The sequence below is a fragment of the Nitrososphaera sp. AFS genome, from assembly GCF_009898475.1.
Classification (GTDB): domain Archaea; phylum Thermoproteota; class Nitrososphaeria; order Nitrososphaerales; family Nitrososphaeraceae; genus Nitrosopolaris.
Window position 1 is genome coordinate 1 of the sequence record NZ_QURE01000004.1, and the last position, 25,742, is coordinate 25,742.

The following is a 25,742-nucleotide window of genomic DNA, read 5'->3' on the forward strand; positions in this document are numbered from 1 at the left end:
TTGTAGAAACCAGTAGATTAGCCTAATCTTAATACCAATTTAGTTGTGCTCATCCTAACTTCCGATGGTCGTCGTGAACAGAGAATGTCACCTGAGTGAAACTGGTCAGTTCAAAATAGGGCGATAAAAGAAACTCAACGCTGAAAAAAATCAGACTGGAAATAATCGATTAGGTGTAGTTGCAATCCGGACATATTTTGATTTGCCAAAAGTGAGAAAGATTCTTGTCGCAGTTCAGTCTTGGTCAATACGTCATGTGGAACCCGAATGCTCATTTTTGTTTTATCCGCCACATTGATTTATCCTAGAAGGATTGTAAATTCAAACTCACAATCGATTATTACAGTGGTTCGATTTGATTATGCCTAGTTGTGGAGATTAAGTGTTCAAGCAAAACTGACAATCGATTATGTCTCCACCCTCCGTTTTGATTTTTTACGAGTAAGCAGATCTCATTCATTAACTTAATTACTATGCCGCATTACGCTATTGGGTATAGGATTACCCGCCCTATTCTACGTACGTTATTTGCTGTGTAATTCCGTCGCAATTTTGCTTTCTATGAGGGACCTTGCATTTTCGGCAGGAAGAGCTGCTATATCCTCTTTCAAAAACGGGCCATATTTATTGAAATCTACGCCCATAAATTGTTCCATTGGTTTTAGAAACATGATCACTATTTGTTTAGAACGTACCTCTTTTGAGAGCGATTCAAGTATTTCTGGATTTCCGATGTCTAATGCTTTGAGCATTTCAATTTTTCTCTTTCCGAGATCTCTCGCAACTTCCAAAAAGTACTTTTCCTCGTCTGTCATTTTCGAATAGTCTATTGGCGCGGGAGCAGGAGCTTTTTCTGGTCCTGATGAGTTCGGCATGGCTTCCAGGTGATCCATCATTTTCTGATACCGTGAGTTAAATAGAAGGTTAATTGAATCAGAAAGTAGTTCTATCATAGCACTTCCTATTAGGCCTTCTAGGCCCTCAAAGGTAGAGATCCTGAGGGCTTGGATGGTGCTTGCCGCGTTTGAATAAATATCAAACGGGACGGGTTGTAAGGTGGTTGCCTGAGTTTCTTTCTTGAGAAGGTTTACTATATCAATTATGGCTTGAGATCCATTATAGACGCCTCTATTATCCGCCACTTTAATCGATCCTTTTGATTACGTCAATACACCTATTTGTCTAATATGATTTATGCGAGTTTCCCAAGTAAACAATCTTTTTTGGTTCATTCATCTGTACTGACGCTACGACACACTAGACTAATGGATAATTTTTTCTTAGGTAGCAAATATTTAATGGTCATATAGTGAGCATCGCAACCATAAGATTATATTCAAAAAAGAGTGTGTGCGATAGGTATTATTAATTAAGAGCGCTATTGAGATACCTAAACCGCGCTAGCTGTCGCAGGTTCATTATCTCAATATGAGTGTTGCATAAATAAGATTGGAATCGGTCAGCTAACTAAAAGAAAAGCACATTCTTCAAACAAAAAACAACTATTCTATCCAGCAGAAACCTTACATTTACTAGGTCCTCCAAACCCCGTAAAGTTTGGAGGTCTGCACGCCAAACTAAAAGTTTACTTACTCAGGGACAGATTCGCATGCAATCCTTCCATCTTCAAGTCTCACAAAAAGAAATCGATTGTCTTTGAAAATAAGGGTTATCTCTTTGTCACTTACCTCCACATCTAGAAGCTCTTGACCTTTTACGCCATCGAATTTAGCCATACGTACCAATGTAAGCGCTTCTATTTAATAGTGCATCAACCCAAAAGGTCCTTCCGAAAGTTGCATGTTGTTTATGTGTGCTCATTCAACCAATTCTATACACTTATGTGTAGCAACAGCTCGCTAAATTGGGTGTCGACTTATCTTAGGTGTAATGACGTAAAATCAAACTACTATGACGAAAAAGAGGTTACACTAAGAGGATGGATACACCGCATTAGGAAGCAGAAGGAAATAACGTTCGTTTTATTGCGCGATGACAGGGGGGGAGTGATTCAGTTTACAATACCCACGAAGAAGGCTATTGACCTCACAATTGAATCTTGCATCCAAATTAGTGGAAATGTTAAAAAGGATGCAAGAGCTCCCGAAGGCGGATACGAGATTAGGGGAAAAGATCTGAAAATCTTCGGAACAGCGCCAGCAGACTATCCGATTGGCGAATATCAAAGCCAAGATTTGCTCCTAGACTACAGACATCTTGCAGTTAGGACTAGAAGAATGAGTACTATTGCAAAGATTAGAGCTTCTATTCTCAAATTTTCGCGTCAATGGTTTATAGAGAACGACTGGCTAGAAATCAATGCGCCTGTCATAGTAAAAGACGCCGTTGAAGGCGGTTCAAGTTTATTTGAAATTAAGTATTTCGATCGAATCGCGTTTTTGTCTCAAAGTGCTCAATTATATCTCGAAGCAATGGTGTTTGCTCTAGGTCCTGTTTGGAGTATAACTGAGTCATTTAGGGCGGAAAGATCACGCACTGTTCGGCACCTTGCTGAATTTACTCATCTGGAAGCAGAAGCTCCCTGGATGTATCAAGAGGAGCTCATGAAAGTTCAAGAAAATTTGGTCTCCTTCATAATTCAAAACACGCTAACCAATAATTCACCAGATTTCGAATTTCTAAATAGAAACGTTAAGGAGTTGAGCTCGATTAGCCCTCCATTCGAGCGGATGTCATACGGAAAAGCAGTTGATATCCTACGTTCTAGAGACTTCACCGTGCTTTGCGGAGATGGAGCTCATCGTAAGATAGAATGGGGAGATGACTTAAATATAGAATCAGAGCGTGAGTTAACAAAGGATTGCGTCAAGCCATTATTTGTTTATGAATTTCCGATAGACACCAAGCCATTCTATGTCAGAGAGGATCCAACCAAATCTGAAATATCTCTTAGCACCGATTTGCTTGCACCTCGTGGTTTTGGAGAGATTAGTAGCGGAAGCGAAAGAGAAAGCGACGTTGAGTCCATCGAAAAAAGAATTGAAAAGCAGTCTCTAGATCCCAAAGCCTATGGATGGTATTTAGACTTGAGAAGGTATGGAAGTGTGCCGCATTCTGGTTTTGGTTTAGGAATGGATAGGTTGGTCAGATGGATCCTTGGGATGGAAGACATTAAAGATGTAGTTTTGTTCCCCAGGACTATGTCGAGGGTTACACCATGATTTGGTTACTAGCCATAAAATTGAAGCAAAACTACTCTAAGTTTTATCATGTCTTGTTTAAGGGATATGCAGTATAACTTTACAGGCTTCATTATTGAAGCAAAATCCAGTTAATGTTAAATTCTCCAATTTGAGAAAACGGATACATTCAATAAGATTAATTGTGGAGGTTTGAAGATGTGGGTCATCTCTTTAGGGTATTCCGAGCGTGCTGACGATGCCGACGAATTAGACGAAAAGAACGAAGATGACGAAGCTGACGAGAATCGGTGAAATGCGTAGCCACAGAACGGCTAGAGCAATGGTGGGACTAAGTCCTAGCTCTTGAATGAAGGTAGGAACAAGGGTGGTCCAGTATGGGCATTCCCTAACTTGGCTTAGGATTGAATTGTGATGCGATGTCGAGACATAAACTTGTGAATAAGAATTAGAAATTAATCGACGTGCAACATACCGAGGATTGGTGTATGGTCTCCAAATAACTAATTGACTAGTCAAGTTAAAAGCCAGACTTTATTGGATCAAGGGGCTTCATTATCTCCCTTAATAATGTCGTCGCGTAAGAACCTGATGGCAAGCTAAACGAGACAGCTAGTGGGTCCATACCATCCATCGAGAAGTTTGTAGCGCACAGCTGAGCCTGCCGGTAACCTCCTCGCGTGCTCAATTCTTGCATTTCCTTGATGTAAAAGTCTTTTGAGACAATACCCTCAGATTTTAGTAAGCTCGTTGTGACCGACTCAAACCGACCCTCACGAGCTTGATATGCATAACCAGCTAAGCTAACGGCAGGTACAGTATTACATTCAGAATCTGAGGTTGGATCAAACCTCCTTACTTTTCCAAATTTTAGTGGGCCTTCAACTTCAAAGCACAAATCTCCTTGCTTACCTTCGAGTATATCCTGCCCTGCCAACAAAACTTCACTTAGACAAAGATTGAAAATGTATGACTGATATGCCTGAACAAATAATCGGCGTATATTTATCGGAATGGTTCTTAAAGCAATTATGTCGTCTTTGCCATCCAAGGCGGCATACATTAGGTGACGTTCGATGTCCATGCCTTTAGGCATACTCCTAACAAGTCCAGGATAGTTTCTGGGATCTTGGCTCTTTTCTCTAATTTCCTTATTTGTCGCAGAGTCGTAATGCGTTGTGTAAGATAAAAGCAACTCGACTGCCCTTTTGTAATTTCGACTTACTATTTCCTTGCCGACTAAATGAGTAACTGCCCGTCTGCTTCCAAACCTCTGCAAACCATAGAAATTTGCAATATGTTTTAACTCTCTCTTGAATTGCTGAGCGTCCATTGATTGATTTGTCCTAATTACTATAGAAAACTGGTTTCCAAGAAGTATGCTCTTGCTAATCGGCCTGCTGGTGAAACCTTTAAGGCTCAGCGAGACTTGACTCGTTCGAATTTCTCTCTTAAATTTTTTTAATTTGTTTGTCGTCGCATATTGTAAAGTATCTGCCTTTGCATCCTTAATGCCCAATACGCGTAGTTGGATGCCATACCTTTCTTTGATTTTTTCTACAGCGTGATTAGAGTCAATATTGCTCTTTTCAAGAACATAAAGTGGAAATTTATGGTTCTCATCTTGGTGTTCAGTCAATTTACCCAAGACAGAAGGATCTATAATTTCAACAACGTAGAAATCTTTAGTTTGTTGTTTGATTGCTCCACCCACTCCACCGAAGTCTGTGCAATAGCACTTTATGCCGACCTGATGGTCTATTATAGGTGCTTTGTATCTCATTGCGATCAAACCAGTATTTATCGGCTACTTGGGATAACTAACTGCCCAATTTTAGCATAAATCCAAATTCCAAGATAAAAAAGAATCTTTAAGATAATACGGTGAATTGTAAGTCTGCCAAATAACAAATGCTTCACCTGCAGTTTATTGCTTGGTGTCAACCTTATTTAACCAGTTTAGAAAGGGAAGCAAGGTACTCGAGGATGGTAACGAGTTTCTATCTTTAACATTGTATCCTAAAAGTACCATCCTGCCTTGAAGTTTCTTTTTCAGCGGGCTTGGAAGATTTTGATTATCAAATGGTGGGAAAATCTCGAATATTTGATCTTGCCTAAAATAAGCTATATGTTGAGAGTAACAATCTGTCAGGATTCTCGGGTCGCCGGCTATTCTTCTATTCCTCTGGACTTGTGAGGGATAATCAATTGTATGGTCACTGCTAAGCTCGACCGAGAGTTGCATTATGTTTTTTGCGTAGTTGTGCCGAATGAAGGTAGAATCCTCTGCTGTAGCCGAGACGTGATAACTACGTGCAGTGTTGGTTAAGCTTGCAATAGTTCTTTTTGCAAGATCAGTTGCTTCCAAGACGTTATTCTTGTCAGAGAGTCCGTGGTTTTTTCCGAAAATAAAGAAAACACCCATTAGTTCATTGCTATTAATAAATGGAAATTGTATCCTTCCCTCAATAAAATGAATTATACGGTGGCCTATATCTTCGGGCAAAAACATGCCCATGTATGAATCCGTCAAAACAGACATTATGCATCATAGGTATTGGGGTGTTATAACATAGTCGGATTATCAAACTTGGCTCAAATCCGAGATAATCCGAGAAGATGATTGTTTTTTGCAGGTGGGCATAAACCTCGCTATATGTAACCTATGTCAATCCAAACTGACTTATGACAGACATCTCAGTATTAGCGTAGCCTAATATTCGCCAGCCAGAACAGAAATCTGGCTCTTTTGTATGATTAGTCCTCCGCTTTGCGAAAGCCGTGCGTGAATCCTGGGTCATAGACCTTTGAAAACTCATATTTTTTTGGGGCAATTACGTCTCCGACTATGATTACGGCTGTTTTCACTATGTGAGATTGCTTTGTTTTTCCTGCTATATTGCCAAGGTTGCCTTTAATGATCTTCTCATCATTCCAACTTGCTCGATAGACGATCGCTGCAGGTGTATCCTTGGTATAGGATCCAGATGCGAGCATTTCTCCCACTACTTGGTCTATTAGATGAACGCTCAAATACAGAGCCATTGTAGAGCCATGCCTAGCTAACTCTGAAATTTTCTCTCTGTCTGGCACTGGAGTTCGTAGTTCTGCTCTGGTAATTATTACCGTTTGAGTATTGCCTGGCAATGTCAACTCCAAATTCATGGCTGCCGCGGCTGCAAGTAGGGCAGTCACGCCGGGTACTACCTTTGATTTGATTCCATCTTGTTCCAATTTGTCTATTTGCTCTCTAATCGCACTAAAGAGAGCAGGATCTCCGTCATGAAATCTCACCGCAAGTTTTCCCTTCTTTGTCGAATTTCCAAGTATTTGATAAATTTTCTCCCTGTCCAACAGGGCTGCATCGTAAACCTCTGCATCCTGCTTTTTGTACTCTAATAGTTTAGGGTTCAAAAGGGATCCAGAATATACGATCACATCAGCATTCTCCAATAATTCTTTAGCCTTGATGGTGATAAGCGATGGGTCACCTGGACCTGAGCCTACAAAGTAAACAGTATTAGCTTCTATGTAGGCCATCCTTCTTTGCTACCATTATTGAAAAATACTTTTCTACAGGGCCCTTGACGCCAATTAAATTCTCGAGTCTCTCCATCTTAATTATTTCCCCGCCAACAGAAATATCCTGAGCAATCGCTAAAATTGAGTCATTTGCGAATCCGGATTTAGATAGCATCTCAACTACTTTCTCGAAATATCTACCATCCTTAAGGAAGATAAGCGTATCGCAACAATCAGCCGCCTGTTTTACCTTTTCCAAGTCATAGCATGCTGGGACGATGGCAACCCAGTCGTCCCCCTCAGCAATACTGAGCTTTGCCTGAGCAGCAAATGCAAATATAGACGTAATTCCAGGCACGATCTCTACCTCTATGTCAGGATAATTGGAAACTAGCTCCCTGTAAATGTAGATCCATGTACTATACAATGATGGATCCCCTACAGTCAGATAAACCACTTGCTTCCCCTTGTTGACTGCGTCTGCAATCTGTTGAGCGTTCTCTTTCCATCTGCCTTTCAATGACTCTCTATCACGGATCATCGGGAACACAAGACTAACAACTTTAGCTGTTTTTCTGACATGTTTTTGCACAATTGAGAGTGCAATGCTCGCCTTTCCATCTCTGCTGGTTGGTGCAAAAATCATCTCTGCGGTCTCGATAATTCTTACCGCCTTAACAGTAAGTAGTTCAGGATCGCCAGGTCCGCAGCCAACACAAAACAATTTCATGCATAAATTCCTTTAGATTAGATTATTTATATTAGACCCCTGCGACCTTTCGTGTTGAGCGTTGCTTCATTCTAATTCAGTTATCATTTATGGCTTCGCAGCTGAAACTATTGTCACAGGATTTCTTGCGACCATCATAGTACCAGCCGAGATCACCTTTGACTTTGTGACGATCACCTGGGTGATATCTATCTCATAAAGAGAATTCTTCTTTATCAGGCCATTAATGAGACATAAAGTTTCAATTAGAATAGTGTCAAATACTATCCTGCCACCCGTCTTAAGTCTGCTAAGGGCTAAATCTGCAAGTCTCGTCAGGTCACCGGAGCTACCGCCAATGATTACCGCGTCAACTTGGGGCAAAGTTGGAAGAATCTCTTGAGCTTGGCCCAAGAACAAGTTTGCCTTCATTCCAAATTTCAACAGGTTCCTTTTTGTAAGATCGATTGCAGCTTCGTCAGAGTCAATACCAAACACTTGGCCATTTGGAAGCTGTATACAAAGTTCCACAGTTATACTACCACTACCACAACCGACATCGATCACCCATGAATTCTCCCTTAGGCGTAACTTGCTGATTACAAGTGCACGAATCTCCTCCTTAGTAATAGGTACCTCTTCAGATCTTTCAAATAAATTATCAGGGATCCCAGCTGTACGGTATGCCCAAACCATCCAACCCCGTTATTTTTGGGTCGGCTATTTTAATGGTGGCAAATTCTCGTGCAGGCCAGTGTAAATAGCAATCATAAACATTATTAACATGAAGATAAATGGGAATATCCCATTTGTTGCCAACTTACGCCTATCGTTCTTGGGAACGTTTTTGGCGATGCGTTTTGCTATTTGATAAGAGACGATATAAAAGATAAGCCCTATTAGTACCGCAGTGCCAATAGCCAGGCCCTGAGAAGTACCTGGAGCAATTGAAAGGCCTGTAGATATACCTGCGATTAGGCCTAGAATAGCCCGCATATAAAAAACCCTGTCTAGAGGATCCAATTCTGTTACTTGGTCCTTAATTTCTACTCGGTTTAATTCCTTGCGGTCTACGAAGTTTGCATGACACCAAACACTTTAGTATATTAATATGGTTTTTAATATATTCGTGGTCGGTAATACTAAGTAAGATGTTGGAATTATCTGGAATTGAGGTGAGACACCTAATAAATGAGATTAACTCAAAACTGATTCCAGGTTACTACGTTAGCGGCATCGTAGGAATAACGAGAGATACCTTCCTTTTCAAGCTACATCATTCTGTAGAACCTGACGTCTCGCTAATGTTATCAGTAAATGGATTATGGCTTACAAGATTTAGATTTAAACAGGCAGAGGAAAGCGATCTTCTTAGATATCTCAGGCAAGAAGTCGAAAGGGCTAGGATCGAATCTATAGTTCAAAGCGGAAGCGAGAGAATTATTGACCTAAGGTTCAGGCACCTCGATGACAGGGTAGTTACAATCATTGTTGAATTGTTTGGCAATGGCAACGTAATACTATGCAATGAAACGATGCGAATTCTAGCTGTTCTAAATCCCATACAAGTAAGGCACAGAATTCTAAAAAAAGGACTTGAATATCATCCTCCGCCAACCAGAGGTGCTGACGTGTTGGACCTTTCATTTGAGCAATTAAAAATAATGCGAGATAAGACGGAACCAAAAAATTTAGACATTTTACGTTGGCTGGGAAGAAATTTATCCATCCCAAGAAAGTTTGTAGAGCAAATAGCTGAAAGAGCTAAGATATTGGCTCCGGATATAGGGCATATCTCCGATGACGAATTGGCGCGGATTTATGAATCTATCCTTGATTTAGTCGCCAAGCTTAACAACGAAAATCTCAGGGCCATAATAATAGAAGATGAGAAAGGAAAAGCGCGGGACGCAATAATTGAACTGACAGCAGGGAGCCAGAAATCAAATTCCAAGTCTGAGTCCATAAGGACCGCCTCCTTCATGGATGCTGTAGACGAAGTGCTCACCAATGAGATCACCGATAGACTTGGAAGCGTAAAAACCACAGAATTCGACAAGCAGATAGCGATTATAGAGCACGACATAGAGGAACAGAATAAGGCAAAGGAACAAGTCATCTTGAAATCTACCTCAATTCGGAAGGTCGCAAGTAGACTAATGTCAACAGTTACAGATGCGAATAACGAAAGTCTAGATAATAGCTCACTTAGAGAAGGCCTAGCCTCCGATTCTGCAGATATAGTTTTGGTAAAAGGAAAGAAATTCCTAGAAGTCTCAGGCGAACGAGTGCCTCTAAATGGTTCAAGCTTCGCAAAAATTTCATCGCTTTTGTTCGAAAGAGCCAAAGAGCTGGAGAAAGCTTGCGGCTCTATTGACGTAGCAAAAACAAAGTTATACAAACAGTTGGAAAATCTTAGAAATAGGGCTAGCGCAGTCCAAAGCAAGGTCAGAATAGGTGAACAAACCTCAAAGGAATGGTACGAACGATATAGGTGGTTCATTACTAGCGAAGGGTTGCTCTCGATTGGAGGAAGAGACGCAACGTCTAACTCTGCGATTATACGAAAGCATTTAGCGGAAAATGACTTAGTTTTCCACGCCGAAGTTTTTGGTTCACCATTTTTTATCCTGAAAGGAGCAAAGCAGTCTGAGAATGTAGATCAGAGCATATTAGAAGTGGCACAGGCAACTGTCTCATTTAGCCGCGCGTGGAAGGACGGACTATCAAGCGCTGACGCCTATTGGGTCGAACCGAGCCAAATTAAAAGAGGGGCTCCGACAGGCCAGTTTCTCCCCAAAGGTTCTTTTGTGATTGAAGGTAAAAGGAACTACATAAAAGGGATCGGAATAAATTTGGCAATTGGTGTATCTAAAGCAAGTTCACACTACGTGATGGTTTGCGGTCCTTCTTCTGCAATAAAAAGACGATCGGAGATCTACTCTCAATTAGCACCTGGAGGCCTAGACCCCAATGCGCTATCTAAGAAAGTAAAGTCAGAACTAGTAAGAGTGACTTTGGGAATACTAGGCATAGAAAAACAAAATAGTGATTTATTAAATTATGTAAAGTTATTGGGCTTGGCAGACATAACTAGGACGATACCCTCTGGTCACTCAAAGATCATAATCACTGAAAAAGGCAAATCAGAAGCCGTTGGTTCAGGGATCTGAGCAAAGTAATTAAACCTAGAAGTGAATTAACTGTCGTGGTTAAGAAGGAGCTAACTAGACAGCATAGGGACGCAAATATGACTACAAGGGTTCTGGTTAGAGACATTATGAATAGTCCGGTTATTTCAGCAGCTCTTACCGACAATGTAAAGGAGGTTGCAGTCAAAATGAGAGATCATAAAGTTGGTAGCATCATAATAATGGATGGCGAAACTCCAGTCGGAATTGTCAGCGATTGGGACATCGTATCGAATGCGGTTGTTACTGACTCCAAGCCTAGCACTTTAAAAGCCGCTGACATTATGCAACAATTACATTCGGTAGAAGGGGAAGAAGGAGTAACCGAAGCCGCCAGATTGCTTAGACAGCACAACATCAAACGGCTTGGCGTCATATATAAACAAAGGCTAGTTGGCATTATTTCGGCTTCAGACGTAATAGCAGTTACACCGGATCTTGTGGATGTAATCTCTGAAAAAGCAGCGATAGTGAGAGGAGAAACTGGTCGTTCAGCGGGTCTCATCTCCGGGTATTGTGATGAGTGTGGGGAATGGTCGGATTTGTTGCAATTCGCAGACGGGACATTCTCTTGCGAAGAATGCAGAGGCGAACAGGTTATTAGCTAAGCCAGAACCTGCCTTTATTGTAGATTCGATGTTAGGAAGTGTAGCTAGAAAGCTGCGGTTCTTTGGGTTCGATACATGGTATACAAAAAATAAACCAGACATTGAGATAATCCTATTAGGAATAAAACATAACAGAGTCATCTTAACGTGTGATAAAGACATGTACAAGAGAGCTCTAAAATTGCGAGCTAAAGGCACCCTGCTTAACGGTTTGGGCGATTTGGGGGATATTGCGCATGTTTTCTTTATTTACGGAACTATGTTAAGCACTTTCATGCATGGGAGGCCTCGGTGCCCAGCATGCAATGGCAGGACTGTTGAAGTCCCCAAATCTGGTCTTAAAGAGGAAATTCTTGATTTTGCTGCAGATCATAAATTTTTCCGATGTTGCGGATGTGACAAGATATACTGGGAAGGAAGCCACTATAAGAGTCTCAAAGCACTTTCCAAGAGGATAGACGGACGAATACTGGAACTACTTAAAGAACTAAGCTTGTATACTGTAGACTACTCAGCCATCCCCAGATTAGATTTCGTTTCCTGGAGGATGCATTTGGCATGAACGGAAATCGAAAAAAAGGATTCACAAGTTAAAGAGTCAAATCGTTATTTGTGAACTTTGGAACGAAGAATTGAAGCTGCGGCATGGATGAATTCTATTTGGTCGCATTTACCATCAATGATGAAAATTTCACTCACATAATTGGAGTTCTTACATAGATATTGTTTGAATATTCGACGGTTTCAATGTTGGTAATAATACAAGCAAAATCATAACTGCATATTTGTTAAAATGAGGTAATCGCAAAGCGACTACGAAACCAATTCATTGACTGTGAGCGCCCGACCACAGTATCTACATTTCATAACAATTTTAGTCTTATCAATAACGTCTATGGTTGATTTGATGTCTTCACTGTTTGTGACACAATTCAAGTTGGGACATCCGAATATTCCTACTATTGAATCTGGTAATACTATCTTCCGCTTTTCGACCAGTCTGTATTCCCGTATAATGTTAATCGTCGCATGAGGAGCTATCAAGGCTAGCTTGTTAGTTTCGTCCTTTTCGAGAAATCTGTTCTCTACCTTGATTATGTCTTTTTTCTTATGTTTGCTGCTCGGCACATTCAAAGCTACAGTGACAACGTTTCCTTCCTTGCCGGTAATGTTGAGAGCTCGTAATACGAACATAGCACGGCCATACTGTATATGATCTATCACTGTTCCATTCCTAATGCGCCTAACTAGGAGTTGGTTGCTATCTGACATTCGGGTGTCCTTAATCACCTTCTGATGTTCGCAATAATAAAGATGATGAACAAGAATAATTTCCGGTTCTATCCACCGCGAAATTTAAGTGGCAATCTCAATCCTACGCTTAGAATACTACGGATGAGCTCCATGTTCTCGAAGCTGGTGTTAGGACTGACAGTCCAAGAAAGCAAGCATCTATTTTTCGACACGCTTCAATCTTTGTCTCTATTGACAAGTGACTGCATATTAAGAAACATAGGTCTAAGTTCAGAGGAAGGTCCAATAATATCTAGTCTGGTCGTTCCCAGGATAGAAATTTTAGAAACTTTAAAGAGAAAACCCTTTTCTGAATACTCTAGACCCTGAAGCCGATCAAGTCTTTCACTGACAATATCATCGCTCTTTAAAATGTGCCCTCTTTGGGCAAAAAGGATTATTCGCTTGTCGGTAATCAAAACTTTATATCTCTTGTCACCATACCGAACGAGAGAATTGCTGTGAAATTTTACATTTTCTTGAGGCAACAGGAAATCTTGGAGCGGCATTGAAGTGGTGGTTTAGTCCCATATGAGGATATAAATTAAAACGAGTCGAGGCAATTTATCAAGATGGACAAAATAATTAATCCCACAAGGACCGATCTAACTCTGGCGAGGTAGACTTGACCTATTATACAGCACATCTTAGAGACATGTTTACTCTTTGTAAACGTAATCGTAAGCTTTTATTATGAATTTAAAACTGATATCCTTGAAACAAGTGGAAGCATCTCTAGCAACTAAAAAAAGGACTTTCAAAGATCTGGAAGAATTACCAGAAAACACTCCAGCAATCTTGCTTTCGGCGATCTACGTTGGTGAAGAGCAGAAAGTTTACCTCAAATTTTATGACTTGCAGCGACATATTATATGCTTCTGGCGGGATCGGACAAATCACAAACCGTATTGCTATACAAAAATGGATTACCTTGAGCAGCTAAGGAAGATAGTTGAATCTGAAAGAAAGTTTAAGCTGGAACAGACAAAAAAAATCGAGTTAATCAAAGATAAAGAGATAGATGTGGTCAAAATAATCGCTCCTGATCCGTTATCAATTGGTGGCACCGATAACAGCATCAGAGAGAAAATAACATCGTGGGAAGCTGATATAAAATACCACGAAAACTATCTCTATGACACTGGACTGATTCCTGGTGCATATTATGTTAGGAGAGGTGAAATTATTGACAAGTTTGAACATCAAATTTCAGAGAAGGTCCAGCTAGAGTTAAAGAGTCTTCTATGGGACAAAATCAATGAACAAGCAGGAGTCGCTGACAGCCAACAGTATCGCCAATACTTAACCGACTGGGCGAATCTACTTAATCAACCCATTCCCAACCTAAGAAGACTTTCTGTTGACATCGAGGTTGAATCTGAGGAGGGAAGAATGCCCACTCCACGGGATCATGATCGAAAAATTATTGCAATAGGATTTGCAGGTTCTGATGGTTACAGGAAAGTGCTTGTTTTAGACGAGACAGGAGATAATTCTGATATTCCATTTATTCAAGAAGCGGAAATCTGTAAAACCGAAAAAGAGTTACTGAAAAGGGCTTTTGAAATCATCGGTTCTTATCCTATCTTGGTGACTTACAACGGGGACGATTTTGACCTCCCATACCTTTATGCAAGATCTCAGGACCAGAGAATTGATCCTGCGACAAAGCAGCCAATTTCGAAGGATGAGATTCCAATAATTGTAAAGAAAGATACATTTATCAAGCGTGGAATTCAAGCCGAGCCAATCCAAACGAAAAATGGATTACATCTAGACTTATTTAGAACCTTTCAAAACAAGTCAGTTCAGATTTACGCCTTTAGCCACAAATATTCAGAGTTTACATTAAAGGCAGTTTGCGAAGCACTACTCGATGATACCAAACTGGAGTTCGAAGGCGATATTAGTAGTCTACCAAAACAAACCCTTGCCCAATACTGTTTGAAAGATGCCGAACTTACCTTGCGCCTAACAACGTTCAATGATAACCTGTTGATTAAGCTATTAGTGGTAATATGCAGAATAAGCAGATTATCACTTGATGACATTTCACGATTTGGAGTTAACCAGTGGATTAGAGGAATCTTATATTTTGAACATCGCAAACGTAGGGCTTTGATTCCTAGACGAGCAGAATTACAAGAGAAAGGTAGCGCGTCAACAAGTGCCATTATAAAAGAAAAGAAATACAGAGGCGGATTGGTGGTAGAACCAGTACTAGGCATACACTTTAATGTCATTGTCGTAGATTTCGCGAGCCTATATCCTAGCATTATCAAAGTTCATAATCTTTCTTATGAAACAGTCAATTGCCCCCATCTGTCATGTAAAAATGATCCAAAGCAGCATATCCAGAATACTACACACTGGATATGCAAAGAGAAAAGAGGCATAACATCGCTATTGATAGGTTCTTTACGAGATTTGCGGGTAAATTATTACAAATATCTTTCAAAGGAGAAATCATTAGCTGTGGAAGAACAGCAACTTTATAGTGTTGTCTCCCAAGCGATCAAGGTCATATTAAATGCAGCTTATGGGGTAATGGGTGCAGAGATTTTTCCCTTGTATTGCTTACCGGTAGCAGACGCAACAGCTACTATCGGAAGGAGCACCACAGCTAACGCTATTGAGAAATGTAAACAGGTTGGTATTGAAGTAATCTATGGAGACACTGATTCGCTTTTTCTAAAAAATCCTTCGGACAAGCGAGTGGACGAGGTATCAACATGGGCGAGAACGACTCTTGGGGTCGATTTAGAGATGGATAAGCATTATCGTTATGTGGTGTTCAGTGCCCTCAAGAAGAATTATCTGGGCGTTCTAGTTGATGGAACGGTAGATGTCAAAGGCCTTACTGGTAAGAAATCTCACACTCCTCCATTTATCCGAAAAGCTTTTTACGAGATTCTAAATATATTAAGCAAGGTAAATTCTGAAAGCGATTTTGAATCCGCCAAGCAAATGATTAAACACATTATTCAAGAGAATGCGAGTAATTTGGAACAGAGAAGAATTCCGTTGGAGGACTTAACATTTAATGTAATGATAAATAAATCTCCTGGCAAGTATGGCAAAACAGTTGGAACCGGGCAAAAAATGTCACTAGATGGAAGAGACCCAAAATCAACAGTTTACAAGGGTCTGCCTCAGCATATCAAGGCTGCCAGACTGCTTGTCGACTTGGGCAGGGACCTCAAAGCAGGTGATATTGTCTCCTACGTCAAAACTAAGACTGGTGAAGGAGTCAAACCGCTTGAACTGGCCACGCCACAGGAAATAGATACACAGAAATATATTGACGCAATGGAAGCAACGTTAGATCAAGTGCTTTCATCGCTAAATTTTCAGTTCAAGTCGCTGTTAGGTAGACCTCGGCAATCGAATTTGGACGATTTATTCTGGGGTAGCTAGTGCTATTTGGGGAAGCATATATTAATCAAGCAAGTTTATTTGGGTTGACTAAAAATATCGTCGATCTCAACTGTATTGCTCGCTTGTTTTGGTGTTGGAGTGTTTCAAACACGTAGAAGGGAATTTATTTGCTAACAAAATTCGGAATTGATTGTCGATTTGGTATTTTTGATTGTGTGTGCACGAATTACTTCAATCGAAGCAACATTGAAAATATATTCCCAAATTTACCCAGTTCCAGGAAGGATGTTATAGCGTACAACCTTTCAAAATAAAAAGAAACAAAGAAACAAACTTTGTCCAACATATTCCTTAAATAAATGACTAACTACCTAAACACTCTTTCCAATTATTTCATTTCACCGGAGCGAACTCCAGGCAAATATAACTTTGCAGATCTTCCTATAGGTATTTCATTTGAAGAGTCTAATGCAGTAATATATGGTGTCCCTTTTGAGATGACGACCTCATTTGGCCGAGGAACAAAGAGGGGCCCAGAAGCAATAAGACTCACTTCGGCGAGACAAATTGAGAGTTTCCTTTTTGAAGAAGGATATGATGTTTCGGATCGAGCTAAGATTTTTGACATTGGCGATTTGAAACTTTCAGGGTCTCATATCAACGTTCTAAGCAAAAAACCATCGATTATTACACGCGCCTTAGATTATGTGGGCAGAAAAATAAATCATATTACTTCGCTAATCTCTGAATTAAATAAAGTTCCGGTTATGATTGGAGGCGAACACACGCTCTCATATTATTCAATTGAGGCCATCTCCTGCTACGATCCCATAGTACTTCATTTTGATGCACATAGAGATATGAAGCCGGAATATCAAGGATTGAAAATGTGTCATACTACCCCATTTTACCACCTGATGAAAAATGGACATATACCGGGAAGGAACATAATTCAAATTGGGACAAGGCAAGCCGACAAGGAAGAAAATGAGATATCAGAACAAAATCAGGTTGTGACATATGATGCTTGGAAGATCCACGAAAGTCCAAGTGATCTTTTAGCTTTTTTACCAAAGGTGACAAAAAATGCAAATATCTACATATCATTTGATATAGATGTCTTTGACATGCCATACGTACCTTGTACTGGCACGCCTGAGCCTTTCGGTTTGAATCCATTCGAAGTTAGCCTCATTCTCAAGAGTATATCCCCATCTGCGAAAGTTGTTGGTTTTGATATGGTCGAAGTTAGCTTGAAGAATAACGATTACAGAGAAGCCACACTAGCATCCCAAACCATGTTTCGGATGCTATCCCTTTTGTAGGAGTTGCCTAGCGCATAATGGCCTCTAGAGTTAGTCTCAAGCCTTGCCTTAAAATATCCAATAAATAATCTGGTTATAACCGAACGAACAATTTGCGCCATAAATGGCGTTTGCAAACCTCATTGGAATGCTTGGCCTACTAGATTATATGTTTGATGCAGTTGGGCCAACCTAGAGATGTCTTCGTACTAGGCCATTATAATCGGGCGGCTCGAGAGATAAGCAGGTAGATTTAAAGGGAGATAAGGCATTCCCTTAGTTCGCAGACGGATTTCGTCAATGAGCTGCGATATCGTGACCTTGGTGTGCTGTCCCTGATTTCTCTTACGCACTACAAATACCCCAGCCTCTATTTCCTTATCACCGACTACCAGTGTATAATCAATCCATTCAACTTCAGATTGTCGAATTTTATTTGAAACTGATTCATCCCTGTCATCTATGTCACTTCTTATTTTCTGTTCAGTAAGCTCAGAGCAGATCTGCTTGCATTTGTCTAAGTGCCGCGTGCCGACAGCAATGATCCGAACCTGCGTATGAGCAAGCCAAAGCGGTAAAGAAGGTTTAACACCCTTGGTCCCCATCTCTGAACAATTCTCGAGTAATGCAAAGATAACCCTTTCAATCGCACCGCTAGGCGAGTTATGCAGAATGACAGGATTTTTTTTGTCCCCGTTCTCGGCGACGAACTCAATTCCATATCTACTACCATTTTCTATATCCACCTGGTCAGTAGACAGCGCAGAGGCTTTCCCAGTACTATCAACGAAATTAAATTCCCACTTCAGAATGAAATAAAATGATCTTTTTTTCCATAGCTCTACTAAGACTGGTCTTCCGAATTTGCCGACTAACTTGATTACGAAGTCTCGATTCTCATTGTAAAACTCTTGAGTGAATCTTATTGCCATCTCGAGCGTTTCTGAAGTGGAAAGACCAATCGAGTTGATAACGGTAGAAGAGAGATTAAATCTTTTTAGCAGTTCCTCCTTAGCTTGATTTATATCCATACAAAATGCATGACAGTCTGGCATGCTGAATGCCCGAAGCCTCCTCAAACCCGAAAGTTCTCCGCTTTTTTCCCTTCTAAAGCTATATCTGGTTAGTTCGTATAACCTCAAAGGAAGATGCTTATATGAAAGCATAAAATCCTTTGCCATCAAAAATTGTCCAAAGCATGCTGCAAACCTCAAAAAGAGTTGTCTATGGTTGTCGCTCGTAAGCCCATATTGTCTTGCAGGAAATCGATTGAAATAGCTCTCCATTGATGGGTGTTTAGAATCGTACATTACAGGGGTTTCAACCTCCATGCCACCATATCTAGCGATCTCTCGACTTACGTACTGTTCTATCAACGATTTCATCAATTTACCTTTTGGGTAAAAGCGCATGTTCCCGGGATCTGAAGCAGGTTCATAGTCTGCGATTCCGAGCCCTTTCATTAATTTGATATGAGACGGCTGCTCGTCTGCGGCCCTGCGCTTTGCAGTTTCATAATTCACGAAATTTCGTAGTTTCATATCCGAAGGTTTAAAATCATAGTCGGCAACAGGAGACATCTTTCCGTTAGGCTCTAGGATCCACCATGTGGATTCCAATTTTTCCTCTTCGCTAAGCGCAACCGAAACTTTTTCTCGTGGCCCATCCAATACACCGGTTGGTGTACTAGCAAGAGTCGCGGAAATATCACTTGAATTTAATAAATGTTTGAAATTCTCTGATAAAGGATGACCCTTGACTTGAACTGCGAAGCTTTTAGTCCATCCGAATGGTGCGCGGTAGACATCGAAACCTGAAGCCCTTGCAAATTTCTCAATCGACTTTATGACTGCTATTGCACTTTCGGCAGGAGCAAGATCGGATGATAAGTGTGCATACGGATAGATCAATATTCTATTTGTCTTTAGCTTGGCCAGGTACGTTCTGATTTCATCTGCTGCAGTTTTCGCGAGTCTCTCATCATCTCCATTCTCGATGGCAACCAGAGTCACAACAATATCTTCTAGGTGCACTTTTTCCTTGGAAACATCCTGCTCTGCTTGTGCTATCTCTTTAGAGACTGGACAATATTCCACAAAATCAGTATGTAGCTGAAGAAGCCGCATTTAATAGCCTAAAGTTAGTATAGTAGAGAAATAATAAAGTTTATTCATGCTCATAGTTGAGGGTTATATTATTGCCAGCGGGCCCTTTCGTTCTCCCTATCTTCTTTTGTGGATTTCTTCCATTCCTTGTAGTGCGCTCTGCACAGGTAGACTCTTTTGTCCGAATTGACGACCAAGTCAGTTGCCATTCTTGCTTTGCTACCGCTCATAGAGCGCTGGGCGGATTCTTCACAGCCTTGAACACTGCAGTTTACTCCTTTGTCCACCCTTCCCATGATTCCTTCACTTATGGAGCAAGGCAAGATATAAAGCTAATCTAGACAAGCGATAGTCTATTCCAAAGATATCAATGTATAAGAATAGGTTCGATTGCGTTTTAGATATCATGATAGTATTGCACTTGATTTTAGAAGGCTTTAGGACGGTATGATAAACACGGCTGATAGAATGACTATCCCTATTGTAGCGTCTGGAAAGAGTTTAGTTTTGAGTCGGAAATCAGAAGAATTGTTTTGTTTCAATTTCCCGTATTCAGGGTATATGGTTATCTTCAGCTTGACTTTCGAACATGAGTGATAATTTTGTTGCCTGTATGTGGCTAGTCTTGATGGAAATATATATTACTGAATATAAGCTTCAAAATGCATAAAGCATAATGACCTTTTCTAAAGGATAATTGAACAAATTGAAGGCCCAGACAAATAGAAAAAGGCCAAGAAGATGGGATGCCATAGTGGTAAGCCTTGGCATGACGATTGGCTTTTGCATCGTCATAATGAAGATTACTGGAAATTGGCCATGTCATCTAATAAACGTCTTTCATATTCAAATTATATCTTGTGATAGGCCTATGCTCGAAAACCTGTCTTCGATAGTAAATTGGCTCCAACATGTATTTTTTCTTCCCCATGTGTGAGTACAAATTCTTCGAAATACCTAACAACAGTTATTTCTGAGATTGATGGAATGGATACTTCCCTTCCTTCGATCAGATCTATAAGCATTGCAGGAAAGTTAGCCCCGGCCAAGGTTGTAAAAATAGTCCCACCTCCCATTCTAGGATTCACCTCTATAAGTTTCAGTTCTCCGTCGTTGGATTCTTTCATTTGCATACAGCAAGGACCCCTAATTCCAATGTGTTCAGCAATTTGCATGCATTCTTCTTCTAATGTGAAATCCCTCAGAATCTTCCCCTTTGTCGAGATTCCCGCCTTTGTTTGCATACGAATTCTCGGTACTGCCATCAAGGGTTTACTTTCTAAATCCGAAAGTACATCAACGGTGTATTCAGTCCCTGGCAAATATTCTTGGAAAACAAGATCATCACGCTTTGACAAAATATACTTCAGATCTGACTCGTCATCAATCCTGACTATCCCCTTACTGCCCTTGCCGAATCTAGGCTTTGCAAGAACAGGAAATGCACGAATTCCGGTGGAGTCTGCTGTGGTGAAAGGAAGTGCGAATTTTTGGGAAAGAGTTTGAAAAGTTAACATCTTATCTCGGCAGATCTCCAGCTTGTCTCTATCGCTTACAATAGCAATAGCTCCCAATTCTGCAAGCTCTTTCTGATTTTCACTATATGGGTAGATATCGAAACCAGATGATGGCATCAAAATGCCCACTTTGTGGAACCTTACTATATTGAATAGCTTCTCAATAAACGTGTGTTCGTCAGCCTCCGGAATTACCTCATTCACATCAGCCATAAAGAAACCCGCAGACAAAGAGCTAGAATCAGTTGCAACAATTTTACCATCAAAGCCGGCCATCCTCAAGGCTTTAATGGTGTTAATGCCTGCAGGGCCCGCTGATCCAGGAACTAGGATAGTTGAAGTAATAAACTTAGACAAATTACATAACCAATTAGAGTCGTACAAACCATATAACTTATAAGCATTTGTGCACCCGCGGGATCGTTGTCTGGTAATTCATTTATAAGGACGTTCGAATCGTACTTTGTGAACCTTTCAGAGGATTACCACGTTCACTCTAAGTATAATGATCATTCTGCTAGCGATCTTACGATTGAGAACGTAGTAAAGCAGGCCGAAAATCTGAATCTCGTGACTATTGCTTTCACAGAGCATGTTAGAACTACTTCAAGTTGGATTAAAGAATACTTGCAAGAAATAGATGCTATCAGCAAGAACACCGCCATTAAAATAATAGCTGGCTTTGAGGCAAAAATATTAGCAGATGGCTCGATCGATTGTCCAGATTTCTGCGCAAAAAATTATTTTATCGTGGCAAGCTTCCACACTCTTTACCATAAGAAAGATATCTGGCTAAATGCGTTACATAAAGTCATTAAAAATCCTTACGTTGACGTAATCGGACATCTCGCACCGGAACCTACTTTCCAGATTGAAGCACAGGAAATTGAAGAACTTGGTGCTCTGATGTCTAAGTACGGCAAGGTTGTTGAAATAAACGCCAAATATCACCGACCAGCTGTCAATTGGATTAACACCTTCGTCCAACAAGAAGTGAGGATGCATCTGGGGAGCGATGCTCATTGTTTAAATGAAGTGGGCCGGTTCAGCAACGTTATGGATTTGGTATCCCTCGTAAAAGAGAGGCGTATATAGACTGGAGGGAAGGTCATCAAGCAGTTTCTAAATTTAGTTGGAGAAAAAACAAAATCGGAAATTTTCAGGTTACAAAATGTTCTAGTTTAATCAGCATTGGTATTCTACTTGTCACTTTTTCTTACGCAAAGCTAGTTATTTCTTATTATGTAAGCCTGCAAGGGAGGATCGATTGCTGATGGTATCGACGAATTCATTCTTATATAGCAATTTATATACACCTCGGAGCCTCATATGTTAGTGGGAGACTCGAAGTCGGCAGCAGCGCTTGGAAGTTCTCTGGAAGTCAGATCTCTCTTCTCAAAATACGCGAAGGTAAATGAGCCATTAATATCCGACTACATTTCATCTATACCACAAAGTTTGTCAGAGGCGGTCTCGGCGATCTCAAAGCAAGTGGGCGAACAAACCACTAGTGAGATTGTGTTAAATAACAGGCTCAGATTACAACCCTTCATCGACAAATTTCATCGCGAGGCTAACACTGCCTCCTCCTCAGTAATGGATAAATTGAGATTGCTAAGCGATCCTGAAACTAGCATCTTTGTTTCTATCCATCAACCAAACCTTTTTGCTTTCGGGGGGATTTTCAAGAAAATTGTGCTTCTCCAGACGCTAATGAATACTATACAGCAGCGCAAACCAGCGAGTAAAATTGTCAATTTGTTTTTGATTGTAGATCACGATTTCATGGACGACGCATACATACGTCTTGCTGAACTTCCTAGCACAAGACACGTCGACGGCAGGCTTCAACTGCGAATGCCAATTAACGAGTCAAAGAGGTGGCAGCTAGTTTGTAACATGCCCCTTCCTGGAAGATCGATAGTCGATCATTGGAAGGCTCAAATCTTCAATTGGATCAGACATTCATTAGCTAGCAAGAGCCATGATACTGACCACTTAGCGGTTATGAATAATTTTAAGCTATTCTGGAGCAAGGTTGAAGAATCCTATGCATTGGCGAAGAATTATTCAAACTTCAACTCTTTTTTAATATCTCAGCTAGTAAATATGGAATGGGGTTACGATACTTTGTTCGTAAGATTGTCTGATATTTCTCCTGTTTTTGAGAGTGGATTCAAATATTTGATCGCAAATTTTTCGAGGTATTCTAAGTCATTGAACAGAGCAGATAATATGTTTCTTCATGCTGGGATAAATACCGGTGTTAGTTCAGCTTCCTACTTGAATGCACCTCTTTGGTTGCATTGTAATTGTGGAAGCAAAGCTTCCACTAAATTGCGCGAAGATCCCAAGGGCGAGATAGCATTAGTCGGTACGTGTATGTCATGTAAAACCAGTCTAAAAGTTGATTTGGGCCGAAAGAATGAGATTAGCTTGCCAGAGGGGACGATTCACCGACTGTCGCCGCGAGCGATCCCGATATTATTGTTGCTGGCTCGAGAGCTATCGGTCCTGTGTTACGCCTCTGGAACAGGCGGTAGCCTGGGTTATACAGTGGTTGGGGCAATGGTCTTTCGGGAATTAAAGATCCATATGCCGCTAACCATAATCTGGGCAGGTAAGGATGTTTACAACGGTATAGGGAGGTTAGAAGCTTTAAGACAGCTTCCTCATTCAAAACAAGCAGAAATTGCAGATTATATAGGAAAGCTCAAAAAAGAAGATTCAGAATATAAGAGAAAAATTGAGCCTCTGCTTGCAGACCGTAGACGTCGGGTCAAAGAAGGCCAACCTATTGATATGGTTTTAGACAGGTTGTTTAGCTTCAAGACTCAACAACGAAATATTCGTCAACTTTTACAGGTGGCCCAAAAGGTAAAGAATGCTTTAGAAACAAAATCTTCTATTATTGACTACGTGGTAAATTTTGGCATTATCAATACTGAGATGTTATGGAGACGTAATCTGCTAAGAAATGATAGTTTAGCAGCGGCTGTAACATTATCGCCTTAACGCATGAGTTAGTAGTTGGAAAGATCAAATCTGGCTCGTATCACTTATGGTTAATGCCAAAGTTTTAGTTACTGCCGCGGGCGGAATAGTTGCACAGGGCATCATTAAATCTCTTAAGCTTGCCAACAAGTCAGATAACGGCTTGAAGTACAGAATTATTGCTGCCGATATGAACGCACAGGCAGCTGGCTTGTACAGATGCCATAAGGGAGTTTTGCTCCCACCAGCCACTTCGACTCGATATGTAGAAAGTCTTTTAAAAATAGCAAAGCAAGAGGAAATAGCTGCAATTTTCGTAGGGTCAGATGAAGAAATACCAATAATTGGGGATTCAAGAAAAAGAATCGAATCTGAAACGAACGCTAAAGTCCTAGTTAGCCCAAAGGAGGTTTTGAATATTGCGCGGGATAAATGGAAGACTTACCTTTTCTTAAAGGAAAATAACCTGGACGTCGCTGCATCCACACTGCCTGAAAATGCAGATGAATTTGTTAGAGAGTTCAAATATCCTATCGTTGTAAAACCCAGAGAAGGATACGGGTCAAAAAATTTTCATGTGGTTGGTTCACACTCCGAAATGCATCAAGCCATCTCTAACATCCAAAGAGCTGGTTGGCATCCCATCCTACAGGAGTTCATAGATGAAAATCACGCTGAATATACTTCTGGTGTAACAATCGACAGACGTGGAGAGTATGTGATGTCATCTGTTTCAATCCAAAAGACTCTCAAAGGTGGACAGACGTATAAGGCACTTATCGACGATTATGAAGATGTGCGTAAACCATCCGAGGAAGTTGGGATGAAGTTGGGCGGAATAGGCGCCATCAATATACAGGCAAAGTTAGTAAGGAGGAGACTGAAGATATTCGAAATAAATCCGCGTTTTTCCGCGACTTGCCCCATGCGCTCTGTCGCTGGGGTAAACGAGCCTGATATTGTTTACCGTAATACAGTTTTGGGCGAAGAAATTAAGTTGAAGGAATACAAGAGGCTAGTCTGTATGAGATATTGGAACGAAGTGTATATCAGTTTTCGTACTTACGAGGGGTTATTGCGCACTGGTGCAGTAGGTCCTAACGATTCTCTAATCTCAGATTATTTTTGATTCTGATTTAACATGAGCTTGAATTTTACTGATTACCATAACGATACGCGAATCACTTCAAAAGCTTCGGCGTATTTTGTATTGTTCTGATATCCCCTATAAGCGGATCTTCCTGTTATTGCATCAATCCAAAGGTGTCCGCACCTAATCTTCTGTGAATCGAAGCAATTAAGCGCACTAGTCTTGGTTTCCTGAGTGGAGGTGATATCAACGTACAACTGGGGCCGAAACGCATTCTCTGTTATTCCTCCGGGTATAGTTGTTTCATACATGAATAAATTGCCTGTATCCCGCGCGGCCGCCATGACCGCCCTCGTAAGCGCCTGATGATCCTGATGTGAATCGCCAATCCACTGGGTGAATACGAACTTTGGCTTGTGTTTATTAATAATTCCATCAATTAACGTAACAAAATGCCTGCCAAACATTATTTGATCAGGGGACAAATCCAGAAATTCAGGAATCTTACAGCCCATAACTTTTGCCGACATCACCGACTCTCTTCTCCTTTCTTCTTTAGTATCTATCTTGACGAAATTTGGTAAGGTGGCAACTACCAGATTTACATCGTATCCCAGAGCAGTTAGCTTCGCTACCGTTCCGCCCATACCGATCTCTATATCGTCAGGGTGGGCACCAAAAACAACTACTGACTCCATTTTACTCAATGAAATGACCTCTGGCTTTAACGTTCAAATCGTGAATATCGGTAACCGATAGTTCGACGCGACCCGGTCTAGAGGTGCTATGTACGACTGCATTACTTTTTTCGAGTCTATAATTTCGATAATTCTGATCTGCTTGGATAGCTGCTGACAATATTTTGTTTTT

Annotated in this window: 23 protein-coding genes; 9 read left to right on the forward strand and 14 right to left on the reverse strand. The window is 40.7% G+C overall.

The window, feature by feature from the left end; all coding sequences use genetic code 11:
• Positions 1-524: 524 nt before the first annotated feature.
• Together DYY65_RS00720 and DYY65_RS12105 are read right to left on the reverse strand one after the other, a co-directional pair.
• Positions 525-1,142: a DNA replication complex subunit Gins51 gene (locus DYY65_RS00720; protein WP_162476083.1), complete on the reverse strand. Its 618-nt coding sequence runs from the start codon at positions 1,140-1,142 to the stop codon at positions 525-527.
• A 447-nt stretch (positions 1,143-1,589) separates the two neighbouring features.
• Positions 1,590-1,736 (reverse strand): hypothetical protein, encoded by a 147-nt coding sequence (locus tag DYY65_RS12105; protein WP_201449235.1) that lies wholly within the window; start codon positions 1,734-1,736, stop codon positions 1,590-1,592.
• A 132-nt stretch (positions 1,737-1,868) separates the two neighbouring features.
• On the opposite strand from DYY65_RS12105, the gene asnS reads away from it, so the two are divergent.
• Positions 1,869-3,182, forward strand: a complete 1,314-nt coding sequence (asnS, locus tag DYY65_RS00725) for an asparagine--tRNA ligase (RefSeq protein WP_370519251.1) — start codon at positions 1,869-1,871, stop codon at positions 3,180-3,182.
• 499 nt (positions 3,183-3,681) lie between these two features.
• Here asnS and truD read toward each other — a convergent pair whose 3' ends face one another.
• The 6 genes from truD to DYY65_RS00755 all read right to left on the reverse strand — a co-directional run bounded on the left by truD (position 3,682) and on the right by DYY65_RS00755 (position 8,415).
• Positions 3,682-4,944: a tRNA pseudouridine(13) synthase TruD gene (gene truD / locus DYY65_RS00730; protein WP_162476085.1), complete on the reverse strand. Its 1,263-nt coding sequence runs from the start codon at positions 4,942-4,944 to the stop codon at positions 3,682-3,684.
• Between the two features lie 144 nt (positions 4,945-5,088).
• Entirely contained in the window at positions 5,089-5,694 is a 606-nt protein-coding gene (locus DYY65_RS00735) for a hypothetical protein (RefSeq protein ID WP_236561571.1), read from the reverse strand.
• 224 nt (positions 5,695-5,918) lie between these two features.
• Positions 5,919-6,701: a precorrin-4 C(11)-methyltransferase gene (gene cobM / locus DYY65_RS00740; RefSeq protein WP_162476087.1), complete on the reverse strand. Its 783-nt coding sequence runs from the start codon at positions 6,699-6,701 to the stop codon at positions 5,919-5,921.
• Positions 6,682-7,413, reverse strand: a complete 732-nt coding sequence (gene cobI, locus DYY65_RS00745; protein WP_162476088.1) for a precorrin-2 C(20)-methyltransferase — start codon at positions 7,411-7,413, stop codon at positions 6,682-6,684. The genes cobM and cobI overlap by 20 nt, the downstream gene beginning before the upstream one ends.
• An 87-nt stretch (positions 7,414-7,500) precedes the next feature.
• Positions 7,501-8,088: a precorrin-6Y C5,15-methyltransferase (decarboxylating) subunit CbiT gene (gene cbiT, locus DYY65_RS00750; protein WP_162476089.1), complete on the reverse strand. Its 588-nt coding sequence runs from the start codon at positions 8,086-8,088 to the stop codon at positions 7,501-7,503.
• Between the two features lie 24 nt (positions 8,089-8,112).
• Positions 8,113-8,415: a hypothetical protein gene (locus tag DYY65_RS00755; RefSeq protein WP_162476090.1), complete on the reverse strand. Its 303-nt coding sequence runs from the start codon at positions 8,413-8,415 to the stop codon at positions 8,113-8,115.
• Positions 8,416-8,543: 128 nt separating this feature from the next.
• Here DYY65_RS00755 and rqcH point away from each other — a divergent pair, with 128 nt between their 5' ends.
• Genes rqcH through DYY65_RS00770 form a run of 3 tightly spaced genes read left to right on the forward strand, consistent with a single transcriptional unit; the run spans position 8,544 to position 11,753 of the window.
• The gene (gene rqcH, locus DYY65_RS00760) at positions 8,544-10,565 is read left to right on the forward strand and encodes a ribosome rescue protein RqcH (protein WP_162476091.1); all 2,022 of its coding nucleotides are present in this window, start codon (positions 8,544-8,546) and stop codon (positions 10,563-10,565) included.
• A 35-nt stretch (positions 10,566-10,600) separates the two neighbouring features.
• Complete coding sequence (locus DYY65_RS00765) at positions 10,601-11,191, forward strand: CBS domain-containing protein (protein ID WP_162476092.1); 591 nt, start codon at positions 10,601-10,603, stop codon at positions 11,189-11,191.
• Entirely contained in the window at positions 11,103-11,753 is a 651-nt protein-coding gene (locus DYY65_RS00770; protein ID WP_255457406.1) for a Mut7-C RNAse domain-containing protein, read from the forward strand. Before DYY65_RS00765 ends, DYY65_RS00770 begins: the two co-directional genes overlap by 89 nt.
• Before the next feature lie 251 nt (positions 11,754-12,004).
• Here DYY65_RS00770 and pyrI read toward each other — a convergent pair whose 3' ends face one another.
• Both pyrI and DYY65_RS12110 read right to left on the reverse strand, forming a co-directional pair.
• The gene (gene pyrI / locus DYY65_RS00775) at positions 12,005-12,463 is read right to left on the reverse strand and encodes an aspartate carbamoyltransferase regulatory subunit (protein ID WP_162476094.1); all 459 of its coding nucleotides are present in this window, start codon (positions 12,461-12,463) and stop codon (positions 12,005-12,007) included.
• A gap of 197 nt (positions 12,464-12,660) precedes the next feature.
• On the reverse strand, positions 12,661-12,972 hold the full coding sequence (locus tag DYY65_RS12110) for a hypothetical protein (protein WP_236561572.1): 312 nt from the start codon (positions 12,970-12,972) through the stop codon (positions 12,661-12,663).
• A gap of 235 nt (positions 12,973-13,207) precedes the next feature.
• On the opposite strand from DYY65_RS12110, the gene DYY65_RS00785 reads away from it, so the two are divergent.
• Together DYY65_RS00785 and DYY65_RS00790 are read left to right on the forward strand one after the other, a co-directional pair.
• Positions 13,208-15,901, forward strand: coding sequence for a DNA-directed DNA polymerase I (locus DYY65_RS00785; protein ID WP_370519252.1), 2,694 nt, complete (start codon positions 13,208-13,210; stop codon positions 15,899-15,901).
• Positions 15,902-16,221: 320 nt separating this feature from the next.
• Positions 16,222-17,187 (forward strand): arginase family protein, encoded by a 966-nt coding sequence (locus DYY65_RS00790; protein ID WP_162476096.1) that lies wholly within the window; start codon positions 16,222-16,224, stop codon positions 17,185-17,187.
• A 188-nt stretch (positions 17,188-17,375) separates the two neighbouring features.
• On the opposite strand, the gene DYY65_RS00795 is transcribed toward DYY65_RS00790, so the two are convergent.
• The 3 genes from DYY65_RS00795 to DYY65_RS00805 form a co-directional block, all read right to left on the reverse strand.
• Entirely contained in the window at positions 17,376-19,292 is a 1,917-nt protein-coding gene (locus DYY65_RS00795) for a threonine--tRNA ligase (protein WP_162476097.1), read from the reverse strand.
• Between the two features lie 68 nt (positions 19,293-19,360).
• Complete coding sequence (locus DYY65_RS00800) at positions 19,361-19,567, reverse strand: hypothetical protein (RefSeq protein WP_162476098.1); 207 nt, start codon at positions 19,565-19,567, stop codon at positions 19,361-19,363.
• 573 nt (positions 19,568-20,140) lie between these two features.
• Positions 20,141-21,145 (reverse strand): ATP-grasp domain-containing protein, encoded by a 1,005-nt coding sequence (locus DYY65_RS00805; protein WP_162476099.1) that lies wholly within the window; start codon positions 21,143-21,145, stop codon positions 20,141-20,143.
• A 66-nt stretch (positions 21,146-21,211) separates the two neighbouring features.
• On the opposite strand from DYY65_RS00805, the gene DYY65_RS00810 reads away from it, so the two are divergent.
• The 3 genes from DYY65_RS00810 to DYY65_RS00820 all read left to right on the forward strand — a co-directional run bounded on the left by DYY65_RS00810 (position 21,212) and on the right by DYY65_RS00820 (position 24,911).
• Complete coding sequence (locus DYY65_RS00810; RefSeq protein ID WP_162476100.1) at positions 21,212-21,883, forward strand: PHP domain-containing protein; 672 nt, start codon at positions 21,212-21,214, stop codon at positions 21,881-21,883.
• Positions 21,884-22,117: 234 nt separating this feature from the next.
• Complete coding sequence (locus DYY65_RS00815) at positions 22,118-23,803, forward strand: hypothetical protein (protein WP_162476101.1); 1,686 nt, start codon at positions 22,118-22,120, stop codon at positions 23,801-23,803.
• Between the two features lie 46 nt (positions 23,804-23,849).
• Positions 23,850-24,911 carry an ATP-grasp domain-containing protein gene (locus DYY65_RS00820; protein WP_162476102.1) on the forward strand — a complete coding sequence of 354 codons (1,062 nt, stop codon included), beginning with the start codon at positions 23,850-23,852 and terminating at the stop codon, positions 24,909-24,911.
• A gap of 32 nt (positions 24,912-24,943) precedes the next feature.
• On the opposite strand, the gene DYY65_RS00825 is transcribed toward DYY65_RS00820, so the two are convergent.
• On the reverse strand, positions 24,944-25,570 hold the full coding sequence (locus DYY65_RS00825) for a PIG-L deacetylase family protein (protein ID WP_236561574.1): 627 nt from the start codon (positions 25,568-25,570) through the stop codon (positions 24,944-24,946).
• Positions 25,571-25,742 lie beyond the last annotated feature (172 nt).